This is a genomic window from Bacteroides sp. FSHCM14E1 (assembly GCF_019633785.1).
Classification (GTDB): domain Bacteria; phylum Bacteroidota; class Bacteroidia; order Bacteroidales; family Bacteroidaceae; genus Bacteroides; species Bacteroides hominis.
In genome coordinates, this window is record NZ_JADKYL010000007.1 from 52,867 (window position 1) to 72,713 (window position 19,847).

Annotated in this window: 18 protein-coding genes; all 18 read left to right on the forward strand. The window is 35.4% G+C overall.

Annotation, left to right across the window (positions count from 1 at the left end; genetic code table 11):
* The first annotated feature begins 13 nt into the window (after positions 1 to 13).
* The 18 genes from ISX59_RS12380 (at position 14) to ISX59_RS12465 (ending at position 19,829) form a co-directional block, all read left to right on the forward strand.
* The gene (locus tag ISX59_RS12380; RefSeq protein ID WP_032537207.1) at positions 14 to 1,114 is read left to right on the forward strand and encodes a DegT/DnrJ/EryC1/StrS aminotransferase family protein; all 1,101 of its coding nucleotides are present in this window, start codon (positions 14 to 16) and stop codon (positions 1,112 to 1,114) included.
* Positions 1,115 to 1,164: 50 nt separating this feature from the next.
* On the forward strand, positions 1,165 to 2,676 hold the full coding sequence (locus ISX59_RS12385) for an MATE family efflux transporter (RefSeq protein ID WP_032537206.1): 1,512 nt from the start codon (positions 1,165 to 1,167) through the stop codon (positions 2,674 to 2,676).
* A gap of 131 nt (positions 2,677 to 2,807) precedes the next feature.
* Entirely contained in the window at positions 2,808 to 4,130 is a 1,323-nt protein-coding gene (gene aepX / locus ISX59_RS12390) for a phosphoenolpyruvate mutase (protein WP_220575945.1), read from the forward strand.
* Positions 4,127 to 5,272, forward strand: coding sequence for a phosphonopyruvate decarboxylase (gene aepY, locus ISX59_RS12395; protein WP_032537203.1), 1,146 nt, complete (start codon positions 4,127 to 4,129; stop codon positions 5,270 to 5,272). Before aepX ends, aepY begins: the two co-directional genes overlap by 4 nt.
* The gene (locus ISX59_RS12400; RefSeq protein ID WP_220575946.1) at positions 5,259 to 6,398 is read left to right on the forward strand and encodes a phosphonoacetaldehyde reductase; all 1,140 of its coding nucleotides are present in this window, start codon (positions 5,259 to 5,261) and stop codon (positions 6,396 to 6,398) included. Before aepY ends, ISX59_RS12400 begins: the two co-directional genes overlap by 14 nt.
* A 14-nt stretch (positions 6,399 to 6,412) precedes the next feature.
* A complete protein-coding gene (locus ISX59_RS12405) occupies positions 6,413 to 7,285 on the forward strand; it encodes a phosphorylcholine transferase LicD (RefSeq protein ID WP_049129554.1) in 873 nt (290 codons plus the stop codon).
* Between the two features lie 40 nt (positions 7,286 to 7,325).
* On the forward strand, positions 7,326 to 8,186 hold the full coding sequence (locus tag ISX59_RS12410; RefSeq protein WP_050503231.1) for a glycosyltransferase family 2 protein: 861 nt from the start codon (positions 7,326 to 7,328) through the stop codon (positions 8,184 to 8,186).
* Position 8,187: 1 nt separating this feature from the next.
* Positions 8,188 to 9,249 carry a hypothetical protein gene (locus ISX59_RS12415; protein WP_050503230.1) on the forward strand — a complete coding sequence of 354 codons (1,062 nt, stop codon included), beginning with the start codon at positions 8,188 to 8,190 and terminating at the stop codon, positions 9,247 to 9,249.
* 113 nt (positions 9,250 to 9,362) lie between these two features.
* On the forward strand, positions 9,363 to 10,409 hold the full coding sequence (locus tag ISX59_RS12420) for an EpsG family protein (RefSeq protein WP_033572562.1): 1,047 nt from the start codon (positions 9,363 to 9,365) through the stop codon (positions 10,407 to 10,409).
* A gap of 6 nt (positions 10,410 to 10,415) precedes the next feature.
* The gene (locus ISX59_RS12425; protein ID WP_032537200.1) at positions 10,416 to 11,615 is read left to right on the forward strand and encodes a glycosyltransferase; all 1,200 of its coding nucleotides are present in this window, start codon (positions 10,416 to 10,418) and stop codon (positions 11,613 to 11,615) included.
* Complete coding sequence (locus ISX59_RS12430; RefSeq protein ID WP_032537198.1) at positions 11,612 to 12,637, forward strand: glycosyltransferase family 4 protein; 1,026 nt, start codon at positions 11,612 to 11,614, stop codon at positions 12,635 to 12,637. The genes ISX59_RS12425 and ISX59_RS12430 overlap by 4 nt, the downstream gene beginning before the upstream one ends.
* Before the next feature lie 6 nt (positions 12,638 to 12,643).
* A complete protein-coding gene (locus ISX59_RS12435; protein ID WP_032537197.1) occupies positions 12,644 to 13,672 on the forward strand; it encodes a polysaccharide biosynthesis protein in 1,029 nt (342 codons plus the stop codon).
* 44 nt (positions 13,673 to 13,716) lie between these two features.
* A complete protein-coding gene (locus tag ISX59_RS12440; RefSeq protein ID WP_032537196.1) occupies positions 13,717 to 14,868 on the forward strand; it encodes a capsular polysaccharide biosynthesis protein CapF in 1,152 nt (383 codons plus the stop codon).
* 13 nt (positions 14,869 to 14,881) lie between these two features.
* Complete coding sequence (gene wecB, locus ISX59_RS12445) at positions 14,882 to 16,021, forward strand: non-hydrolyzing UDP-N-acetylglucosamine 2-epimerase (protein WP_032537195.1); 1,140 nt, start codon at positions 14,882 to 14,884, stop codon at positions 16,019 to 16,021.
* A 41-nt stretch (positions 16,022 to 16,062) separates the two neighbouring features.
* Positions 16,063 to 17,283, forward strand: a complete 1,221-nt coding sequence (locus tag ISX59_RS12450) for a glycosyltransferase family 4 protein (RefSeq protein ID WP_032537194.1) — start codon at positions 16,063 to 16,065, stop codon at positions 17,281 to 17,283.
* Positions 17,284 to 17,289: 6 nt separating this feature from the next.
* On the forward strand, positions 17,290 to 18,186 hold the full coding sequence (locus ISX59_RS12455) for an NAD(P)-dependent oxidoreductase (RefSeq protein WP_032537193.1): 897 nt from the start codon (positions 17,290 to 17,292) through the stop codon (positions 18,184 to 18,186).
* A gap of 102 nt (positions 18,187 to 18,288) precedes the next feature.
* The gene (locus tag ISX59_RS12460) at positions 18,289 to 19,239 is read left to right on the forward strand and encodes a glycosyltransferase family 4 protein (RefSeq protein ID WP_032537192.1); all 951 of its coding nucleotides are present in this window, start codon (positions 18,289 to 18,291) and stop codon (positions 19,237 to 19,239) included.
* A gap of 2 nt (positions 19,240 to 19,241) precedes the next feature.
* Positions 19,242 to 19,829, forward strand: coding sequence for an N-acetylmuramidase family protein (locus tag ISX59_RS12465; RefSeq protein WP_220575947.1), 588 nt, complete (start codon positions 19,242 to 19,244; stop codon positions 19,827 to 19,829).
* Positions 19,830 to 19,847 lie beyond the last annotated feature (18 nt).

The following is a 19,847-nucleotide window of genomic DNA, read 5'->3' on the forward strand; positions in this document are numbered from 1 at the left end:
AATATAATAAAATATGGAAGTAAGAGTTTGGAATTATTTAAAAGAGTATGCATCTTCTAAAGAAGAAATACTAAAGGCTGTAGAAGATGTTTTTGAATCAGGACAACTCATTCTTGGTACAAAAGGAAAACACTTTGAACAGGCGTACGCTGAATATTGTGGTGTTAGTCATGGTGTTGGTTGTGATAATGGTACTAATGCCATAAGTTTGGCATTACTTGCTGTTGGTGTGAAGCCTGGTGATGAGGTAATTACTGTGCCCAATACGGCCATTCCTACTGTTTCGGCTATAGTAACTGTCGGGGCTACGCCTGTTTTTGTAGATATCGATCCTCTTACTTATTTAATGGATGTGACAAAGGTGGAAAGTCATATTACGGAAAAGACAAAATGTATTCTTCCAGTTCATCTTTACGGGCAGTGTGTCGATATGGATGAACTCATAGCTTTGGCCCGGAAATATAAATTATCCATTATTGAAGACTGTGCGCAAGCTCAAGGTGCAGAATATAAAGGGTATAAGGCAGGTTCAATGTCTAATGCTTCTACAACCTCATTCTATCCTACGAAAATATTAGGTGCTTATGGTGATGGTGGAATGATTATTACCAATGATGCAGAGGTGGAAGGGAAATTGCGTCGTTTGCGATTTTATGGTGCAGAGAAGATGTATTATGCTATCGAACATGGTTATAATTCTCGTTTGGATGAAGTTCAAGCTGCCATCCTTTTGACAAAATTGCCTCATTTGGATCAATATATCAAACGTAGAAGAGAAATAGCGTATTTGTATAATGAATTGCTGAAAGATACTAATTTAATATTGCCAAAAGAAGCAGATTACGGTAAACATGCTTATTATTTGTATGTAGTTCGTCATTCTAATCGTGATGAAATCATGGCAGCATTAAAAGAAAATAATATATTTGTAAATATTAGTTATCCATGGCCCATTCATATCATGACAGGTTACCAGTTCCTTGGTTATAAGGAAGGTGACTTCCCTGAAACAGAATCTGCTGCAAAAGAAATATTTTCTTTGCCGATGTATCCTGCATTAACGGATGAAGAAGTTCATTACGTGTCTGATATATTACACAAAATATTAAAATAGATAAAGTGTCATTGTTTATATTTAGATAGAGATGACTTATAGTTAATGAGATGAGCGACAATAAGCGTATTGCAGTTAATACATTGATTATTTATGCTCGAATGGCTGTTACGACAATAATCAGCCTAATAGCTACAAGATATGTCTTACTTGAATTAGGACAAGCTGATTATGGATTATATAATGTTGTTGGGGGTATAGTTACGATGCTCAATGTGGTAAGTATAGGAATGTATATGACCACGCAGCGTTTTATTAATGTAGAAATGGGTAAAGGACCTAATGGAAATTTAAATAAAGTATTCAATGTTTGTATAGTTCTACATATAGGATTTGCTTTATCTATTTTTATCATAGGTCTTACTGTTGGTTTATGGTATATTTATAACGTTTTGAACGTATTGCCAGAAAAACTTTCCGATGCAGTTTTGATATATTTTATATCTACTACAGTTTCTGCTATCGGTATTATTAATATTCCATTTCAAGGATTAATGTTAGCATTTGAGAAATTTAAAAAGATGGCAATAATTGATTTGCTATCTAATTTCATGAAAGTGCCTTTAGTTATTTTACTTATGTGTTGGTCTGGTAATAAACTTCTTTTTTATGCGATCGGTGTCTGTTTTATTTCTCTTTTCTCTTTTCTTTTCTATTATAGTTATTGCTATCGAAAGTTTGGGGATATTGTGAAATGGCATCTGTCACGTGAAAAATATATTTATAAGGAAATTTTGGTTTTCAATAATTACACTTCGATTGGAACTATTGCATACCTTTCTCGTACTCAAGGTGCTTCTGTGGTTATAAATTACTTTTTTGGAATTATTGTGAATGGAGCTTTTGCTATAGTATTCCAAATCGAAAATTTCATTATGATGTTTGTTAATAATCTTGGGACTGCTTCAGATCCACAAATAACTCAATCCTATGCCTCTGGTAATTATAGAGATGCATTTTCTCTTGTTGAGAAAATTTCTAAATATAGTATGTTCATAATGCTTCTTGTAACATTTTCAATTGGTGTTGAGCTGGAATTTCTTTTAAGATTATGGCTCGGTACATTGCCGGAGGGTATTTTAGTACTTTCTCGCTGGATGTTAGTAAGTCTTTTAGTGCGGAGTATAAATAGCTCATGTGGCTCTATTATTCAAGCCTCTGGTCATGTGAAATGGTTTCAAATAATAAGTTCTGTATTATTATTGCTTGGATTACCAATATCTTGGCTTTTATATAAATGGGGGATGCCCCCCGTAACTATTATAATTACTTTTACAGTAACCGATTTTATTAGCAGAATGATATATTTATGGTTAATGCATCGAATTATCAAATTTGATGTTTTGCATTTTTCAAAAAAAGTTTTTTTACCCGTAATTAAGGTTCTGTGTCTATCAGGCTTATATCTGTATCTCTACAATTCTATTATGCTACAAACTGATTTTATGCGTGTTATGGGGATTGGCGTGTCATGTATGTTTTATGTGTGTCTATGTCTATTCGTTGGGATGAATCGTTTGGAACGGAATAGTATTTTTTTTTATATTAAGAATAAAATATGAGCATAATTTATATTTCGTTTGAGAATAAAAAAAACATTTTTAGGTAATATAAATAGATCTTCAAATAACTGCTTAATAAATTGTTATAACTAACACTTCCTGTTTGTTTTTTCTAATAAATTCTATGTAAGATGGAAAAATGTAAAAAAGTTTATGTTGGAATGAGTGCGGATATGATTCATCCAGGTCATTTAAATATAATAAGAGAGGCTTCCAAACTAGGTTCTGTAACTGTTGGAGTTCTAACAGATGCAGCTATTGCAAGTTATAAGCGCCTTCCTTATTTAGATTATGAACAGCGTGCGGAGATAGTTAAAAGTATCAAAGGTGTAGATTCTGTTATACCTCAAGAGACTTTAGACTATGTTCCAAATCTTGAAAAACTACGTCCGGATTATGTTGTTCATGGTGACGATTGGATTGATGGTGTTCAATCTAATACTCGTAAACGTGTAATTAAGTGTTTGTTAAAGTGGGGGGGGGAAGTGGTTGATATTGCATATACTAAAGGTTTTTCTTCTACTGCAATGAATGAGAGGATAAAAGAAATAGGTACAACTCCGGAAATCAGGCAGAAAAGACTTCGCAGGCTAATAAACGCAAAACCTATTGTTCGTATTCTTGAATCACATAACGGGTTGACTGGACTCATTGCAGAAAATGCTTCGGTAATAATTAACGGAGTGAAGCATGAATTTGATGGTATGTGGTCCTCTTCTCTAACAGACTCAACTAGTAAAGGAAAACCGGATATAGAAGCTGTTGATTTAACAACTCGTTTACATGATTTAAATGATACTTTAGAATGTACAACAAAACCAGTAATTTTTGATGGTGACACAGGTGGAAAGGTTGAGCATTTTGTATTTACGGTTAGAACGCTTGAGAGGCTTGGTATTTCCGCCATTATCATTGAGGATAAGATCGGTTTAAAACAAAACTCTCTATTTGGTACTGATGCTGTTCAAACACAAGATTCAATAGAAAGCTTCTGCCATAAAATTCGTTCGGGAAAAAATGCACAAGTAACAGACTCTTTTATGATTATTGCTCGTATCGAAAGTCTTATTGCTGGTAAATCAATGGAGGATGCTTTGGAAAGGGCTGCTGCCTATGTTAAGGCAGGGGCTGATGGAGTTATGATTCATAGTAAAGACAAGTCTGGGATGGACATAAAGAATTTTTGTACATGTTTCAGAAAAATCGACTCGACGACACCAATAGTTGCTGTACCAACCACTTATAATCAGTTTACTGAATCAGAATTGGCTTCATGGGGTATAAATGTTGTTATTTATGCCAATCACATGCTTAGAAGTGCTTATCCTGCAATGCTGGATTGTGCAAAATCAATTTTGACTCATGAACGTTCGTTAGAAGCATCCAATGATTATTGTATGCCAATCAAAGAAATTTTAGAATTAATACCTGGTACAAAAGCATTAAAAAGATGATTTCACCAAAATTTTTTATTGATAGCCTTTCAGATAGGCAAATTGATTTTTTTTCAGGTGTTCCTGATTCTTTATTAAAAAACATATGTGCTTATATTGCGGATAACAAGGATGCAAAGCATAATATTATAACAGCAAATGAGGGGGCGGCAGTCGGTTTGGCTGTAGGTCATTATTTGGCTACAAGGGAAATTCCAGTTGTGTATATGCAAAACTCAGGAGAGGGAAATATTATCAATCCTCTTGCGTCATTGACTGATAAAGAAGTCTATAATATACCTATTCTTTTACTGATTGGATGGCGTGGTGAACCAGGAGTTCATGACGAACCGCAGCATGTTAAGCAGGGAAAAGTGACTATTCCTTTACTGGATGTAATGGGGATTAAGAATACAGTGATGAGTAAGAGTGAAGTTGATTTCACTAAGCAATTAGATGATGCGTTGGTCTATATGCGTGAAACTAACGAAGCATTTGCTTTAATAATAGAAAAAGATACATTCGAATCATATTCGCTTAAATTAAAGGAGGATTCTGTATTACAACAATTATCAATGAGTCGAGAAAACGCTATTCAAATGGTTGTAGATTCAATTGGAAAAAAGGATGTAATAGTTTCAACAACAGGTATGATTTCGCGAGAGCTTTTTGAATACAGAACAAAAATGAATGAAAGCCATCAGAGTGATTTTCTTACAGTTGGTTCTATGGGACATGCTTCACAAATAGCATTAGGGATTGCACTGGAAATACCCGATCGTAAAATTTATTGTTTTGATGGTGACGGTGCTGTGATTATGCATATGGGATCAATGGCAATTATTGGAGATAAGGGCCCTGAAAATTTGATCCATGTTGTGTTTAACAATGGATCTCACGATTCTGTAGGTGGTCAGCCAACTGTAGGACTTAAGATTAATATCCCTGCAATAGCAAGAGCTGTCGGTTATAAAGTTGTATATAGTGTTGATTGTGAAGAAGCTTTAAAGACTGCTTTAGAAAAGGTCATAAAAGAAGCAGGACCTATTCTTCTAGAGGTTAAGGTTAAAAAAGGGAATCGAAAAGATTTGGGAAGGCCATCTATTACTCCAATACAAAATAAATTATCTTTTATGACTTTTTTGAATAATGAAAAAAAATAGTCAGATTACTGCTATAGGTAAATATGCAATGAATCTTATTGAAACATATTTTGATGAGAATAAACCTCATCGTGTCTTTTTGATTCGTGGCAAACATTCCTTTATTAGCAGTGGTGCAGAATATATTCTTTCAGATTTATTTAGGCGACATGCTTGTTTCGTAAGTGAGTTTAGTGACTTTCAGGAAAATCCTATATTAGAAGAAGTTAATAATGGTTGCAATTTTTTCGAGAAGTCAAAATCGGACATTATAATAGCATGTGGGGGCGGAAGTGTACTTGACATGGCTAAATTAATTCGTTTTAAAGCTGCTTATGATGGCGATTTGGTTGATTCTGTTTTTGAAAAGAAAAAGGAATTAACTCCTCTTATTGCATTACCAACCACAGCTGGGACTGGATGTGAAGCCACTCCTTTTGCTGTATGTTATAAGAATTCAATAAAGTACTCAGTGGCTCATAATGATATGCTTCCTGATTATGCTGTGATATTTCCTCAGTTTACTTATAATAATTCTTCATATCTGACAGCCTGTACAGGTTTCGATGCACTTTCTCAAAGTATAGAGGCCTATTGGAATGTGAATGCCACAGCAGAATCTGATGAATATGCCAAAAGAGCTATTTCTGTTCTTTGGGATAATCTTCCAAAGGTAGTAAATTCTCCTTCAAATGAGATTCGCGATTTGATGTCTGTTGCAGCTTATTGGTCTGGGTGTGCAATTGCTATTACTAAGACTACAGCTCCACATGCTTTTTCGTATGCTTTTACTACTCATTGCGGTTATCCACATGGACATGCTGTAGCTCTTTCATTTCCCTTTTTTATGGCATTAAACTTATTGGAAAAACAGGACTTTGCTTTCCAACCAAGAATAAATATTGATGAGTATTATAAAAAGACAGCATGGCTTCAGTCTCAATTAGGCTTCTCTGATGAGATTAATATACAGTCTGAAATGCAAAGTTATCTGAACAATATAGGTTTATGTAATAATGGATATGGAGATAATGACTTGACCATAATGTTGAATCAGGTAAATATTCAGCGATTGGTAAATAACCCTGTCATAGTTACAAAAGACATAATAGAACGATTGAAAAATGTTCTGGGAACAATAAATTGAATAATTATTTGTCAATGAATGAAGGTTTAACAAAAGAATATCGGGTAAAGTTGTTAGAAACATTTGCAGCTTTTGATCGATTCTGTAAAGCAAATGGAATAAAATATTATGCGGCTTATGGAACGCTTATCGGTGCTGTTCGACATAAAGGACTAATTCCATGGGATGATGATATAGATGTTTATATGTTACGTGAAGATTATGATAAATTCTGCTCTCTGAAGGGAAAAGTCATGGATCATTATGATATTATGGATATTAATGACGATGGTTATTGGTTACTCTCTTTAGCAAAGTTCGTAGATACGAATACCACTCTTTGGGAGTTTAAAAATCGCCCTCTTATTTTGGGTGTTTACATAGATGTATTTCCTTTAGATGAGTGTAATATGGAGCAAGTAATAACTCTTAAAAATAGATATGATAAGTATTCACTTTTGGTGGCTCAATCAATGATGAGATATTCTTTAGGAGATATTTTGCATTCATTGTTTAGGTTGAAACTGAAGTGTTTATTATTACAAATCTCTTGTGTTTTCTATAAAAGACATAAATACGCATATTATAAACAGAAGTATTTAAGTTGTGTTGAAGATATAAAAAAGTCTAAAGGTAATTTCTTGGTTTCTTATGATGGACCTTATGGAATGGGAGAGGTATTGGACAAAAAATTGTTTTCGGAGTCTGTGTTGGTTCCATTTGAAAGTATGTCTATTGAAGTGCCAATTGGTTATGAGGAGTGTTTAAAAAGTATATATGGAGATTATATGAAACTACCTCCCAAGGAAAAGAGAATTTCTCACCATAGTCGTTATTATTTGAATTTAAACCATCGTTTGTCTTTTAGTGAAATTAGTAGAGAAATTTCATTAAGAGGCAAAATTTGAATAAGTTATAGAAATATATGTTATATTACTTTTAATAAATATGGTTTCGGTAATAATTCCTTTGTATAATAAGTATTTAGCAATTGGGCGTACTATAGAATCAGTAATTGTGCAAACTTATAAAGATTGGGAACTTCTGATTATTGACGATGGTTCGAATGACGGCAGTGGGCAAGTGGCTGAGCAATATACTTTTGATGAACGTATCCATTATATTTATAAGTCAAATGGTGGTGTATCGTCAGCACGTAATATGGGGATACAAATGGCGAAAGGTGAATGGCTGCTTTATATTGATGCGGATGATTATCTTTTACCCAATGCTTTAGAGACCTTATTAAACTTAGCGGAAAAATTTGAAGTAAGTATTGCGGCTAGTAACTTTTATGTTGAGTTTGAAGGAAAAAAGAGGCGTTGCCTTTACAATGTAAGTGAAGGGGTCGTGTTAAATAACTTTCGTTCACTTTTCTTTAATTCCTTCGATATCAGAGCAGGGGCTACACTCTATAAATCATCATTAATTAAACAGTATAAATTTGATGAGACTCTAATACGTTATGAAGATGCCAAATTGGAATTTGACATATTAAGAAATCATAAAGTGGCAATAACTCCTCAATTTACTATGGTATATACTAAGGATTATGCTGGTTTAAGTAAACCAGCAAGTGACTTTTCAAAGGATTATATATCATGTATGTCTTTTGAAGGAAAACCGTTTTGGGAAAAAATGAAGCTTGGTTCTTTAGCTAATTATGGTTTAGATATCTACCCTAATAATCGAAGTGAAATTAAAGCTATATATTCAAATGACCTCAAATGGATATATCTTAGCGCTAAAATTGGCTTTTTTGTATACTTATTTAATAAATGTTGTAACCTATTGTATAAGTTGAAGTAGTATGCAGATTTTTTGTACACTTTTTAATGTTGCTTATTTAGATAAGGCTATCACAATGTATAATTCTCTTGAGAGAGTCTCTAGTGAATTTACTCTATATGCTTTGGCCATGGATGATAGGTGCTATGAAATTTTAGTTGATCTAAATTTTAGGAACTTGAAACCGATTAAGCTATCAGACTTTGAAGATGATGATTTGCTTAAAGTAAAGTCAGATAGAACCTTTGGTGAATATTGTTGGACTTGTTCATCTTCTTTGATATCTTACGTTCTGCATGAATATTGTGAGCCACATTGTACGTACATTGATGCGGATATCTACTTTTTTTCGGATCCTATAGTTTTGATGAACGAAATGCTTCATGAGAATGCTTCTGTATTAATAGTAGGTCATCGTTTTAATGACTATAATAGAGATTTAATGTGTCGGACTGTTGGGAAATACTGTGTTCAATATAATACTTTTTTGAATGATGAAAATGGTAATATATTGCTTGAAATATGGCGTCGACAATGTATAACGCATTGTTCTTGTGATGGTGATGGTGTCTATTGGGGGGATCAAAAATATATGGATAATTGGACTACTGACTATGATTTTGTACATGAAACTCTTAATGTAGGTGCTGGAATAGCTCCTTGGAACATCTCTCAATATAAATTGCGTTTAATAAATGACTCAGGCTGTGTTATTGTAAGTAGGAATAAAGTTGATTGCTCTACAGTATTTTATCATTTTGAAAATATTAATTACATAGATGATAAGATTGTGAAAATTAATGTGTTCAATACATGGCATATAGATAAGGAACTAGTGAAGGCTTTTTATATTCCATATTTGACTGAGGTTTATGACATTAAACTAATGCTAAAGGAAAGATATGCTGTGAATATTTTGCTTAAAAAACATCCTGGTGTTAAATGTGATAAAAGAACTTTTGCCCAAAAGATTATTGATAGGTTAAGTTATCTTATTGATAAGGAAAAACAAAAACTCTATATAATGTCAGTTCTTCCAACTAGACTGTATAAGAAAAATGATGTAATAATTATTATTGGATAAATATAGGTGGTACTTTAAAGAACTGGCTTTGCGAATAATTTTATGTTTCAGAGTGTGTGCTTGGTGTCTAGCACCGGGTGATATTGTTTTCTTCAAATGATAGCTGTGTAATTGTGATTGTTTATATATTTTTAATATTTGTCTCTACAGTCATATTTATTTCGCATATATATGTTAAAAGCGAGAAAGTAAATAAGATAACTGCATTCTTATGGGTAATTATGATGACTTTGTTTGTGGGGTCTCAAGATGGTATAGGAAATGACCATGCTAATTATATTGCTCAGATAAAATCCCCATGGGCCACTCCTCAGGAACCATTTACATTATTTATATTCTATATAATTAGATCTTGTGATTTATCTGTTTATGTATTTTTCTATATCTATGCTTTTCTTACTTATTATTTTTTGTATAAAGTGATATTATTATCAGATAAGAGTATTCGATTTATTATTGTAATGATGATACTTCAATCTCTATTATTTTTTCAATCGTTTAATTTGATTCGCCAAATTTTGGCTTGCGCAATATTTTTGTATGGAATATCTCTTATATTAAATAATAAAAAAGGATATTGGTTTCTATTATTAGCATGTTTGGTACATTATTCTGCATTTTTTGGACTACTTATAGTTTGGATAGCCTCAAAAATAAGAGTAAGTACTGTTATGCTTATTGTTTATATAATGTCTGTAGCTCTTTTATATACAGGTGGTTTTATTGGAGATTTTATATCAAAATATGAATTTTTGATACGTATGACTTACTATGGCTACTATTTAGACTCCTCTCTTATTAATGATGATGTAGCAGCAAATTTTGGTGTTGTATATAAGATTACCTTTATTTTATGCTTAGTCGTTTATACCAAAAGAAAATTTTTCAAATCGAACGGTCAAATTCTACTCTTCAACCTTTTTTTTGTTGGTCAAATATTATACAATTTATCATCCGCAAATATTACGATTCAACGTGCTACTTATTTTCCTTATTTCTCTATGATATTAGTAATCCCTTTATTGGCCAAATGTTTTTCTCCATATTGGAATTCTAGGTTAGCTTTAGTACTGTATTCATTATATTTTCTTTTTATAAGTGCTTCGTTGGCTTCTCAAGACTGTCCATACGTACCTTATAAAAATATAATATGGAATTAATTATATATGAAGTTACTTTATATTGGTGCTTTTTGTGAGCCTTCAACAGATTTCTTAATTAGAAAACGTACCAAAGGACATATAACAGTTAGTGCTACGACTTTTCAGAAAGCTCTTCTGTCTGGTTTTGAAAATTTAGAAAAAAAATTAGATTATATCATAAATATTCCCGATATCGGAAGCTTCCCATTACGCTGTAATAATCCATTCTTTTCAAGAACGAACTTCCAATTTGCTTTTATGAAGGGAGTTAATGGCTCATTTCTTAATATTACTTACTTGAAGAAGTATAGTATCTATCAATCTGTGATAAATGAAGCTAAACGATGGCTTAATTTACATAGGGATGAGGAAGTAACTATAATTGTGTACTCTCTCATGTATCCATACCTTAAGGCAGCTATTGATTTGAAAAAACATTATTCCAATGTGAAAGTGTGTTGTATTGTCTTGGATTTGCCTGAGTATTTTGGAGATAATTCATCCATTCTCCATAGAGTGTTAGAAGCAAGAAACACTAATAAGATTTATTCTTTAGTTCAGGAAATTGATTCCTTTATTTTACTGACAGAGTTTATGAAGGATAAATTGAGAGTTGGTATTCGTCCTTGGTATCTTTTAGAGGGTATTTATAGTCCTGTAGAAGTTGCTCTACAAAAAAAGAGGAGGAAAACGATACTCTATACTGGTAAGTTAGATGCTCGATTTGGCATACGTGATCTGATTGAATCATTTATCAAGATTGATGATAGAGAGTTTTCTTTGTGGATATGTGGTTTTGGGACAGATCGAGCTTTTGTTGAGACTGCAGCCAAGAACGATTGTCGTATAACATATTGGGGACTTGTAGATCAAAAGCGTGTATTTGAGATGCAGCAACAAGCCACGTTGTTGATTAATCCTCGTAAAGGAGATGCAGAATACACTAAGTATTCTTTTCCTTCTAAGACAATGGAGTATATGGCTTCGGGAACACCTACCATAATGTATAAATTACCAGGACTTCCTGCTAACTACTTAAATCATTTGATTCTTATACCGGACCATTCACGAGAAACACTTACTACATTGTTAAAAGAGTGGGGGAATAAGGGACAGGATGAATTGGATGACTTTGGTAAGCATGCAAGACAATTTATATTGGATAATAAAAATTCAGAAAATCAGGCAAGGCGATTGTTGGAATTCCTGGTGAATAAGACATGAAGAAAAAAAAAATCTTGTTTTATTCGAGTGTTAGATCACTCGAATTGTTGAATACACAAAAGTTCTATCAGATAGATATTGCTCTGCTGAGGAATCTAGGTTATGATGTCTGTTTATCCAATAGGATAGTTGACAGTCTTAAGTTTTGGGAATATGATATTTTGTTCTCTTATTTTTATCGATATTCATTTTTTGCTTCATTTTTTGCTAAATGTTTAGGTAAAAGAACCTATTTTACTGGAGGTATTGATAATTTAGATGAAAATTATGCCTCTACCCGAAATTATAAGATTCAAGTGCTATTTTTTAAGCTCTGTTATTGGGTCTCAAGTTCTTGTATTATTGTATCTCAATCTGATTTAAAGAATATAGCAAAAGTATTTCATTTTAGAAGAAGATTGAGTTATAGTGAACATGTGGTTGATACTGCACAGTTTATGTCTGATGTTCCGAAAGAGAAGCTATTTACTACGGTTGTCTGGATGGGTGAGGAAGGGAATGTGCGACGAAAAGGGGTGGATAAGGCATTGCGAATCTTTGCTGAATTGAAGAAGATAACTTCATTTTCTGATTACCGATTTATTATTATGGGTAAGAAAGGTGAGGGAACTGCCTTGGTTCAATCATTGATTAATGAATATGATTTAGAAAAATTTGTTGAATTAGTGGGTGAAGTCTCAGAAGAAGAAAAAATTGCTTTCTTAAAACGTTCTAAATATTATTTTCAGCTCTCATTGTATGAAGGTTTTGGCTTAGCAGCTTTAGAGGCTTTGTGTGCCAACAATATTCTGATTCATTCGGGTAGGGGGGGCTTGGCTAATCCTATCTACACAGATCAACTTCTTTTTGATATAGACAATGATTTTGATAAAGAGTTTTCGATTTTAACTAAAAAATTGGCTTCTTTTACTTCATTGATTCCAAATGATGAGGTCTTAAGTTATTATGATATCCAGAGAAGAAAAGAAGATTTTAAGGCTATTATTACAGACAACAATAGGAATTATAAATTAAATAATTAAAGTATTATGTCACTTTTTAAAGATAAATCTCTTTTGATTACCGGTGGAACAGGCTCTTTCGGCAATGCGGTTTTACGTCGTTTTCTTGATTCTGATATCAGGGAGATTCGTATATTCTCTCGTGATGAAAAGAAACAAGATGATATGCGTCACTATCTTCAGAACCCAAAAGTAAAATTCTACATTGGCGATGTCCGTGACAAGCGCTCTGTGGATGGAGTTATGAATGGAGTGGATTATATCTTCCATGCCGCTGCGCTGAAGCAAGTCCCTTCCTGTGAGTTTTTTCCCACACAAGCGGTTAGGACAAATGTTCTCGGTACAGAAAATGTGTTGGATTCCGCCATAGCTCACGGTGTTAAAAATGTGGTGGTACTTTCTACCGATAAAGCTGCCTATCCTATAAATGCGATGGGTATCAGCAAAGCCATGATGGAGAAAGTTGCTATCGCCAAAGGTCGTCAGTTGGGTAATTGTGGAGGAACAACGATTTGCTGTACCCGTTATGGCAATGTTATGGCCAGCCGTGGTTCTGTGATACCCTTGTGGCTAGAGCAAATTAAGAAATGTAATCCAATAACAATAACAGATCCCAACATGACCCGCTTCATGATGACTTTGGATGATGCTGTCGACTTGGTGATTTATGCCTTTCAGCATGGAAAAAATGGTGATTTGTTTGTTCAGAAGGCACCTGCTGCTACTCTGGATGTATTAGCCGATGCATTAAAGTCTCTTTACCATAGTAATGCGGATGTCAAAGTGATTGGTACCCGCCACGGTGAGAAACTCTATGAAACTCTTGTTACCCGTGAAGAGATGTCTAAAGCAGAGGATATGGGTGATTATTATCGTATCCCATGTGATACGCGTGATTTAAATTATGATAAGTTTTTTGTGGAAGGAAGTGAGGAGGTCTCCAAAATAGAAGATTACCATTCTCATAATACCCGTCGTCTTGATGTTGAAGGAATGAAAGAACTTCTCTTGAAACTTGATTTCATTCGTAAAGATCTGGCTCTTGAAGAAAAATAGAATTGATAGCAATCAAGATCAAATAAATTAATTCCTCTTTATTTATGAAAGTTTTAGTAACCGGTGCGAAAGGTTTTGTCGGGCGGAATCTTGTATCCCAACTGCGCAATATTCAAAGTGGTAAAGTAAAAAATTATGCTTTGTCCGGAAACGAGTTGGTCATTTTTGAATATGATGTAGATAGTGACCCTTCTGAATTGGATGACTATTGCCGACAGGCTGATTTCATTCTTAATCTGGCCGGTGTAAACCGTCCACTGGATCAGTCCGAATTTATGAAAGGGAACTTTGGTTTTGCTTCTGTGCTTCTTGCTTCATTGAAGAGACATGGAAATACTTGCCCTATCATGATATCCTCTTCTACACAAGCCGCTTTGGATAATCCTTATGGAGCCTCTAAACGGGCGGGTGAACAATTGTTGCTTGAGTATTCCCGGGAAACGGGAGCGAAAGTATTGATATATCGTTTTCCCAATGTCTTTGGGAAATGGTGTCGCCCCAACTATAATAGTGCAGTCGCTACATTTTGCCACAATATAACTCACGGACTGGATATACAGGTGAATGACCGTTCGGTCGTGATGAACCTGGTATACATTGACGATGTGGTAAACGAATTGATTGCTGCATTGACAGGTGATGAGAATCGGGTAGGGGAATATTGTGCGGTACCTACAGTACACACTATTACGTTGGGAGAAATTGTTGATTTACTTTATACTTTCCAATCGAGCAGGGTGAATCTAACTGTTCCCAATGTGGGCAATGCGTTTGAGAAAAAGTTGTATTCTACTTATTTATCTTATCTGCCTACCAATCAATTTAGTTATCCATTAAAAATGAATGTGGATGAGCGGGGGAGCTTTACAGAAATCATTCGTACTCTTGATAGGGGGCAGGTTTCGGTAAATATCTCTAAACCTCATATCACCAAAGGAAATCATTGGCATCACACCAAGAATGAAAAGTTTGTGGTAGTGAGTGGGCAAGGGGTCATCCGTTTTCGTAAGATGGATGAACCTGATGCTGAGGTGATAGAGTATCTGGTATCGGGAAGTAAAATCGAGGTAGTGGATATCCCAATCGGATATACACACAATATTGAGAATTTGGGCGACACCGATATGGTGACTTTTATGTGGTGCAATGAATGTTTTGATCCACAGAATCCCGATACATTTTTCGAAACGGTATAATTGCGATAGAATAATGAGTAAACTCAAGCTAATGACAATCATAGGTACAAGACCGGAAATTATCCGCTTGTCCGAAGTAATAAAGAAGTGTGATACCTATTTTGATCAGGTGTTGGTACATACCGGTCAGAATTACGACTATACGCTGAACCAGGTGTTCTTTGAAGACTTAGGTTTGCGTGAACCAGATTATTATCTGAACGTGGTAGGTCAGGATTTAGGTGAAACGATGGGTAATGTATTGGCAAAATCGTATCAGCTGATGGTGGAAGTGAAGCCGGATGCTGTGATGGTGTTGGGTGATACGAACTCTTGTCTGTCGGTTATCTCTGCAAAACGTTTGCATATTCCTACTTTTCATATGGAAGCAGGCAATCGTTGCTTTGACGAGAATCTGCCAGAAGAAACCAACAGAAGGATTGTAGACCATATCTCGGACTTAAATATGTGTTACAGTGAGCATGCACGTCGGTATCTGAACTCGGAAGGCACTGCTAAGGAGCGTACTTACGTCACAGGTTCGCCTATGGCTGAGGTCCTCTCTGCTAATCTGGAAAGTATCAAGGCAAGCATGGTGCTCGATCAGCTAGGATTGGAGAAAGGAAAATACATTTTATTGTCGGCTCACAGAGAAGAGAATATAGATACCGAAGCTAACTTCTTTCATCTGATGAATGCAGTGAATGCAATGGCAGAGAAGTATGATATGCCTATCCTTTACTCATGCCATCCCCGCTCCAAGAAATGCATTGAAACGAGAGGTTTTAAGTTTGATAGTCGGGTGATACAAAATCAACCTATTGGATTCCATGATTATAATCACTTGCAGCTGAATGCTTTTTGTGTAGTGTCCGATAGTGGTACACTTCCGGAAGAGAGTGCCTATTTTAGCTCAAAAGGAATGCCCTTCCCAGCTGTATGTATTCGTACTTCGACCGAACGACCGGAGGCATTGGATAAAGGTGTTTTTATTCTGGCGGGAATTACTACAGATCAGGTTTTGCAGGCTGTAGATACAGCAGTGTTGATGCAACAGAACGGAGACTTTGGATTGGATGTTCCCAACTATGTGGATGAAAATGTATCGACTAAGGTAGTGAAGATTATCCAAAGCTATACGGGGGTAATTAATAAGATGGTTTGGAGAAAGTAGTTAAAGTCTTTTGAGCAAATAATTACTGAATCTAAGTTTACATGAATAATACCATAAAAGCTAAGCGTGTTTGGTTGATATCTGAGATATATTATCCTGTTAAAACTTCAACAGGTTATTATATGACGGAGATTGCAGAGCACTTGGCCTTGAAGGGACTAGATGTGCATGTAATATGCACAGGATCTACCTATAATGTAGGAGAGGTTACTTCGAAGCTACCTGAAAATGAAATTTGTAATGGCGTTTCTATCCATAGGGTATTTGTTGGTGATATTGATAAGAATAATTTTATAAAAAGAGTTTTGCGCTTATTTTTGTCTAGCTATAAACTCTTTTTTCGGTTACTATCTTTGGTACGGCCAGGAGATGACTTATTAGTTGTTACTAATCCGGCTTTTCTTATTTTGATGATGCCTTATGTAAAATGGAGAAAAAAGATAAACTACTCTATTATTGTTCACGATATCTTTCCTGAGAATTTGGTTGCAATAAATAAGATATCAGCAAATTCAATTTTATATAAGTGTCTGAAAATCATTTTTGATAAAGCTTATGCAAAAGCTCGTTTGTGTATTTCTATAGGGCGTGACATGAGTGATATTTTGGCTACAAAAATAGGAACTACCGAACGGGTTACTTTGATTCCCATCTGGGCTGAAAATCAAATAGTGCACTCTTTGGATAAACAAGAAACGAATTTGGTTAAGCAGTTGAACCTGGAGGGTAAATTTGTTTTTGAGTTTGCCGGGAATTTAGGTCATGCTCAAGGAATTGAAAATTTGTTGGAGGCTATAGCCTTGCTTGATAATCCTAATATACATTTTCTTTTTATCGGAGGAGGGGCTAAGTATAATACAATTGCTGATTTTGCAAAAAACAGACCAAATATTTCATTGATTGGATTTATGGATCGTTCATTGCAGAATGATTTCTTAAATGCATGTGATATTGGTATTGTAACTCTTGCTGATGGAATGTACGGGCTGGGTGTACCTTCTAAATCATATAATATAATGGCAGCAGGAAAGCCTATTCTAATGATTGGAGATTCAAACTCTGAAATTGCATTATGTGTGGGAGAATACCAATTAGGTTGGGTTGTTGAGCCTGGTAATCCCAAAGTTCTTAAGGAAGCTTTAGAATCAATTTATGAACATAGAGATGCATTGTCTTCTATAAAGAACAATGCCAGATGTATGGCTGATACACTGTTTGCCAAAGAGTTTATTTTAGATAAATACTATCAGTTGTTTTGTTGATTATTTATGAAATTACTATTTACAGGCGCTTCTGGATTTCTAGGCAATAACATCTTCCGTTTGTTAGAGCAAAAATATTGTATTATTACTGTTGGCTTAACTTCTCAGGATAATTGTAGAGTAAATATCGCACAAGATGTTCCAGTGCTGAATGAGCAATTTGATGTAGTATTGCATGCTGCCGGAAAAGCACATTCTATTCCTAAAACTGCAGAAGAGAAAAAACTGTTCTTTGATGTAAACTTGCAGGGAACGAAGAATTTATGTGCTGCATTAGAGAATAGTGGTATTCCCAAGGCTTTTATCTTTATAAGTACTGTTGCTGTATATGGTTGTGACTTTGGTGATAATATCACCGAAGAACATCCTTTAAATGGTACTACTCCGTATGCTTTAAGTAAAATAGAGGCTGAAAAATATTTGGAAGAGTGGTGTGCTTCGCACAACGTGGTGTTAAGTATAATTCGTCCTTCGTTAATAGCAGGACCCAATCCTCCAGGAAATTTGGGAGCAATGATTAAAGGGCTAAAAACTGGTAGATACTTGAGTATTGGGGTAGGAAGAGCCCGTAAGAGTGTATTGATGGTGCAGGATATTGCAAACTTAGTTCCTTTACTGATCGAGAAAGGAGGTATTTATAATGTTTGTGATACTTATCAGCCTAATTTTAGAGAGTTGGAACGGTTAATTTGTAAACAGTTGAATAAGCGCTTACCGTTGTCTGTCCCTTATTGGTTCGCCAAATGCTTGGCTAAAGTAGGGGATGCTTTAGGCGAAAAAGCTCCGATAAATACTCTCAAATTACGGAAGATCACTGAGTCATTGACTTTCAGCAATGAAAAAGCGATAAAGGAATTAGGCTGGAAACCAATGAGTGTATTGGAGAACTTTAGAATAAAATAAATGACTGTTTTTGCGATAATTGGTGCTACGGCAGGAATTATTATTGGAGCTTTTGCAGTTATTCAATTATGGTTTTACTGGATTTATAGAAATAGATAATTTATGTACTATCTGATAATCTTAGTTCTGCTATTCGTTGCAGAACTTTTTTATTTTAGAGTGGCTGATAAATGTAACATCATTGACAAGCCTAATCAACGTAGTAGCCATACACGAATCACCTTGCGGGGTGGGGGGATTATTTTCTACTTCGGAGCATTGGCCTTCTTCCTGACAAGCGAATGGGCATATCCCTGGTTTATGATAGCACTGACACTGATAACGGTGATCAGCTTTGTAGATGATATCCGGTCGACGTCGCAACGGTTGCGGTTGGTGTTTCACTTCACGGCTATGGCATTGATGTTTTATCAGTGGGGGCTATTCTCGCTACCTTGGTGGACGATTGTGGTGGCGCTGATTATCTGCACGGGGATTATCAATGCATACAACTTCATGGATGGCATCAATGGGATTACGGGCGGGTATTCGCTGGTTATCTTGGTTTCTTTGGCATATGTGAATGCAGAAGTGATCTCCTTCACAGAACAGGATTTTATTTATACGATGATTTGTTCTGTGTTGGTGTTTGACTTCTTTAATTTCCGTAAGAGAGCGAGATGCTTTGCCGGTGATGTGGGTTCGGTCAGTATAGCTTTTGTAGTCCTGTTCCTGATTGGGAGTTTGATTCTTCAAACTAAAGATTTCAGCTGGCTTGTATTGCTTGTTGTGTACGGAGTGGATAGTGTGTTGACGATCGTACATCGGTTGTTGCTACATGAAAATATTAGTATGCCTCACCGGAAACATTTGTATCAGATAATGGCTAATGAACTGAAGATACCACACGCGGTAGTGTCACTGATCTATATGGTGGTGCAGGCCGCAGTTGTGGCAGGGTATTTGGCATTGCGGGAGTATAGATATGGGTATTTATTAGGGAGCATATTGGTGTTGAGCCTGTTGTACCTCCTGTTTATGAAGAGATTTTTTTATTTGCATAAATCTAATTAATCATGGGAAACTTAACAGAAAATGATTTTCAGCGTGTGGCGGATTTGTTTGGCGTTGAGGTGGCAGTGGTAAAAGCCGTACAGGCAGTTGAGGCCGGTGGGTATGGGGGCTTTGTGGCTCCGGGGCGACCAGTGATCTTATTCGAAGGGCACATCTTTTGGCATGAACTCAAGAAGCGGGGGCTTGATCCGGAGAAGTATGTTGCGGGCAATGAAAATATTCTTTATCCTACATGGGAGAAGGGGCATTATTATGGCGGGATGAAAGAGTATGAACGTCTGGAAAATGCCCGGGAAATACATAAAGAAGCTGCTGACGCTTCCACTTCATGGGGAATGTTTCAGGTGATGGGCTTTAACTATGCGATGTGCGGGTATGGCAGTGTGGAGGAAATGGTGAAAGATATGTGTGTCGGAGAAGATAAGCAACTGGAAGCTTTTGCGGGGTTTGTGAAATTGGCTAGGCTACAGTCCTGTCTGGAGCAGAAAGACTGGGCTGGGTTTACCAGGAGGTACAATGGACCCGGATATGCCCAGGATCAGTACGATAAAAAACTGGAAGGGGCTTATCGGAAGTTTATAAAGGAATAGATAAGAAATGTAATAGAT